The 4,056-nt window shown below is 62.2% G+C and carries 5 protein-coding genes; all 5 read right to left on the reverse strand.

Annotated elements, in window-relative coordinates; genetic code table 11:
• Nucleotides 1-301, reverse strand: a 301-nt coding sequence (locus tag WA989_RS04145) for a hypothetical protein (protein ID WP_424339250.1), incomplete at its 3' end; no start/stop codon positions are given.
• A 70-nt stretch (nt 302-371) separates the two neighbouring features.
• Nucleotides 372-1,328, reverse strand: a complete 957-nt coding sequence (locus WA989_RS04150) for a lysophospholipid acyltransferase family protein (protein WP_424339251.1) — start codon at nt 1,326-1,328, stop codon at nt 372-374.
• Nucleotides 1,325-2,335 (reverse strand): tetraacyldisaccharide 4'-kinase, encoded by a 1,011-nt coding sequence (gene lpxK, locus WA989_RS04155; protein WP_424339252.1) that lies wholly within the window; start codon nt 2,333-2,335, stop codon nt 1,325-1,327. The genes WA989_RS04150 and lpxK overlap by 4 nt, the downstream gene beginning before the upstream one ends.
• Nucleotides 2,332-3,627: a 3-deoxy-D-manno-octulosonic acid transferase gene (locus WA989_RS04160; protein WP_424339253.1), complete on the reverse strand. Its 1,296-nt coding sequence runs from the start codon at nt 3,625-3,627 to the stop codon at nt 2,332-2,334. Before WA989_RS04160 ends, lpxK begins: the two co-directional genes overlap by 4 nt.
• 45 nt (nt 3,628-3,672) lie before the next feature.
• On the reverse strand, nt 3,673-4,056 hold a 384-nt coding region (locus tag WA989_RS04165), incomplete at its 5' end, for a lysophospholipid acyltransferase family protein (protein ID WP_424339254.1).

The raw sequence follows: 4,056 nt of genomic DNA on the forward strand, positions 1-4,056 counted from the left end.
GAAGATAGGAAAGGCTGCGGCCGATGCCGGCGCCAAACCAGCCCGCAGCCACCGGCATGATCGCAAAGATCGCAAAAAGTCCGCCGACCTGAAGCAGGACGACAAGCGCAGTCATGTGCAGCATGAACAGAAGTCCGCCATAGGTCGCGCGAAACTCTGAGAAACCGCCGGGTCTTGCTGGATCAGGATCAGGCACGAGGCGAACCACCCCTTGCGCCCATTTCGGCGCAAAAAGAGAGCCGAGCCCCATCAGGGCGCCGGCAAACAGGGCGAGGGCGGATATAATGGTGAGCAAGCTCATCGCGGTCTCTTTTGCTGATCGGTCGGTGTTGAAATAATCCGCCCGTTTGAAATGACGAATGGAGACTGTCTCAGACGCCGGCCTGCTTCCACGCAGATTTGGGCCAGCGTCTGTGCTGCCAGAACCATTGCTCGGGATGAGCCCGGACCTGGTCTTCGATGAAGCCGGTGATCTTCTGAACCAGATCCGTGACGGCGGCGTCGCCATCTAGCGCCGGATCCGGCGTAATCGTTTCGTGGATCGTCACCCGGAAACGGGCCGGGCCGGTGCGAACGGTCGAGACGGGGATAATCGGTACACCGAACTTCTGGGCGAGGCGGGCAGGGCCGGGGGCCGTCATCGCTTCATGGCCGAAGAAAGGGATACCGATACCCTTGTTGAACTTCTGATCATTCATCAGGGCGACGGACCGGCCAGCCGAAAGCGCGCGCATCAACTCGCGCGTGCCGAGGCCCTTCGGGGTGAGAACACCGATGCCATACTCATGGCGGACCTTGTTGATGCGCCGGTCGATATGCGGGTTGTTGAGCGCGCGATAGGTCACCAGGCAGTCGACGGGCCGGCGGCAAATGACGGCAGCCATAACTTCCCAATTTGCGAAATGGCCTGAGATAAAGACCGCGCCCTGCTCCGCCTGCTCGACAGCATCGAGGCGTTCGGAATGGACGACGTCTACCCGGTCGCCATCATAAGGGTGAATCTTCGGCAGGTGAGGCAGCTCGCCAGCCGTGCGACCGACACTTTCCCAGCTTGCTTTCGCGACACGGTCGATCTCTTCGTCCGGCCAGTCCGGAAAAGCCATGCGCAGATTGCGCCTGACGGTCTTGTCCTGGCTGAGCAGCGGGGCGATGCTTTTTACGATCCAGCCGGCGGTGTCAGAGGCACGGTCCGGCCCGAGCAGTTTCATCGGCCACCAGTAGACGACGTCCCAGGCAATAGCCTCCAGCCGCCAGGCCAGGCGCTGGCCAAAGGTCGAGCGATTGTCGATATCCTTTGGGCGGACATATTGCTGGCCGGTCTCGCTCATGAGGCTTGTTTCACACGCTCCATCAATGGGCCAAGCAGATGGTCCAGCTCTGCAGGATTTTCAAATTCTATCCGCACAGGCAATGTAACGATACCTGTGCGCTGCTCCGGCGTGAGGCGGACGAAATCCTTTTCGGTCGTGATGAGCGTCGCATCGCGCGCTTCGGCTAATTCCCTCAGATATTTGAGATCACCATCTGAATAGACATGGTGATCTGGGAATGGGACGTCTTCGGCGATGTCCGCACCGCAGCCCTTCAGGGTTTCAAAAAACTTCTCCGGCCGGCCAATGCCCGCAAAGGCGAGAAAGCGTCCGGGCAGATGGCTCGATGCGGGGACGAGCCGTGTACGGATGATCGGCAGGGTTACGTCTGAAAGCTCTGCCGGATCGTCGCCGCTGCCGGTCAGCACAATCGCGTGCGCCCTTGCGAGACTCTCGGAGACCGGCTCTCTCAGCGGTCCTTTCGGAATGACATGCCCATTCCCGAAGACGGCCTGCCGGTCGACTGTGACGAGCGAGAGGTCCTTGTATAGGCCGGGGTTCTGGTGTCCGTCATCCATGATGACGAGATCCACACCCGCCTCATGCATGTCGCGGCCGGCGGCTGCGCGATCCGCGCCAATCCAGGCTTCGCCGGTCGCCGAAAGCATCAGGGCCTCGTCGCCCACCTCGGCTGCGCTGTGATGTGCCGCATCGACTTTGAGCGGCCCTTTTTCGCTGCCGCCATAGCCGCGCGACAGCGTCGCGACCCTTGCGCCGGGCAGGGCGGCGGCCAGCCGGTCACGAATGGCAGCGGCGACCGGGCTCTTTCCGGTTCCCCCCGCGCTGACATTCCCGACGCAGATGACCGGGATATCGAGCTTCACTGGATCGGCAGATTTGATCCGGTTGCGCGTTACGGCAGCATAGAGGCCTGCGACAGGCGTCAGCAATATGCGGGTCAGGGGCGCCGCTTCGCGCGACTTCGGATCGACATCCCTGTCCCAGAAACGAGGCGCGCGCATCATGGCTGGCCCTCGGCGCCTGCAGCGACCTCATCCTCTTCCAGCAGCCCCATCAGCGCTGCAACAGTCGCGTCCATCGGTGCTCTTGTCTGCTCATCAAGATAGGCCTGCATGGCGGCAGAAGGCGGCGCAGCCGGGAAGGCTGCGGCGAGGGCTTGCGGCGTGTCGACAATCTGAAGGCCGCCCTTTCCTCTAAGACCAGAGACGACATCGTCGAAATTGAACAGGTCGGGGCCAGTCAGGACAGGCTTGCCTGCCTGCAGGATCTCTATCGGGTTGTGACCGCCCACGCCTCTTGCATGCCCGCCGCCGAGATACACAGTGTCGGATAGGGCGGTGAACAGGCCAACCTCGCCCAGCGTATCGGCCAGGAGCACGTCGTCGGACGTAGCCGGAGCCTGCCCAGTTGAACGCCGCGAGAATGTCTTGCTGCGCGATTTGAGGAGGTCGGCAATCTCTCCGGCGCGCTCAGGGTGGCGGGGCACGAGAATGAGGGCAGGGGACGGGTCCATCCCTTCGGCCGCGTCGAGGATGAACGCCTCCTCGCCCGAATGGGTCGAGATGGCGGCAAGAACCTGCCTGTTGCCGGCGAAACGCTCCTTCAGGGAGTCCAATTCAGCCTCATCATAAGATTGAGGCGGAAGAGAAGCCTTGAGATTGCCCGGCACGAGAATGGGCCGGCCCGAATACTTCTGGAGGCCTTTGGCAGTTTGCGCGTCTGCGGCGAGGATCGCATCGAAGCTCGAGAACACCGACCGGGCAAAGCCCGGCCATTTGTCCCAGCCGGTTACAGACCGTTCGGTCATCCGCGCATTGATGAGGGCAAGCGGAACGCCCTTCGCGCTCGCCTCAAGGATCAGGTTTGGCCAGATCTCGCCCTCGGCAAAGACGCCGAGCGAAGGCGCCCAGTGATCGACAAACCGTTTAGCGATGGCTGGCGTATCGATCGGGGCGAACTGGTGGGCGGCAACCTCGCGCAGGTCTGCGCTGTCATCGATCGCCTTTGCGATAAGCTCTGCGGATGTGCGGGTCTGGCTCGTGATCAGGAATTTGAGGCTTGGGCGCTGCGCTATCAGCTGTTCGGCGAGGGCGAGAAGCAGCTTTGTCTCGCCAATGCTCGCCCCGTGCATCCAGACAAGTTCTGTGCCGGATGCAGCCGCCGGCCCCCTGGCAAATCTCTCAGCCGTGCGCTGGCGATCTTCCTTGCCGGTTCTTACGCGGTGGGAAACGAGCGCGCCCAGGAAAGGGTGGGCGACGCGGGTCACGGTTCGGTAAAGGGTACGGCCCAGACTCATGTCAGGCCTTTTATCGACTAATTTGGCGTAGGTCGCCAGCAGCACTCAGTCTTTGCTCGATATTATCGCAGCGGCGCGGGCGTGAACGACGGCCATTGCATCGGCTAACTGTGCCCGTGCGCGCTCCACATCGTCGGTTCTTTCAAGAAAGATTGGCGCGCCTATCACCATAGCGCCGCGCGCGAAAGGGATCGGGATCATGAAGTTGTCCCATGTATTCAGACGTTTCACGGGCCGGCAATCAAGCGCGTAAGGTATGAGGGCGGCGCCGGTCCGCTGTGCGAGGAGGATCGGGCCGGGCTGGACCGTTTCGGCCGGGCCGCGCGGTCCATCGGGCGTAATGCAGAGGACGCTGTTGGCACGCAGTCGGCGGCTTGCCTCGGCGAGCGCAGCGACCCCGCCCTTGTCCTTCTTCTTGCGCTTGTGGGT

The organism is Henriciella sp. (assembly GCF_049649345.1).
Lineage (GTDB): Bacteria > Pseudomonadota > Alphaproteobacteria > Caulobacterales > Hyphomonadaceae > Henriciella.

Coding starts and splice junctions, on each gene's coding strand:
- WA989_RS04150 (WP_424339251.1), bottom strand. CDS start 1,328: ATGAGCGAGACCGGCCAGCAATATGTCCGCCCAAAGGATATCGACAAT.
- lpxK (WP_424339252.1), bottom strand. CDS start 2,335: ATGATGCGCGCGCCTCGTTTCTGGGACAGGGATGTCGATCCGAAGTCG.
- WA989_RS04160 (WP_424339253.1), bottom strand. CDS start 3,627: ATGAGTCTGGGCCGTACCCTTTACCGAACCGTGACCCGCGTCGCCCAC.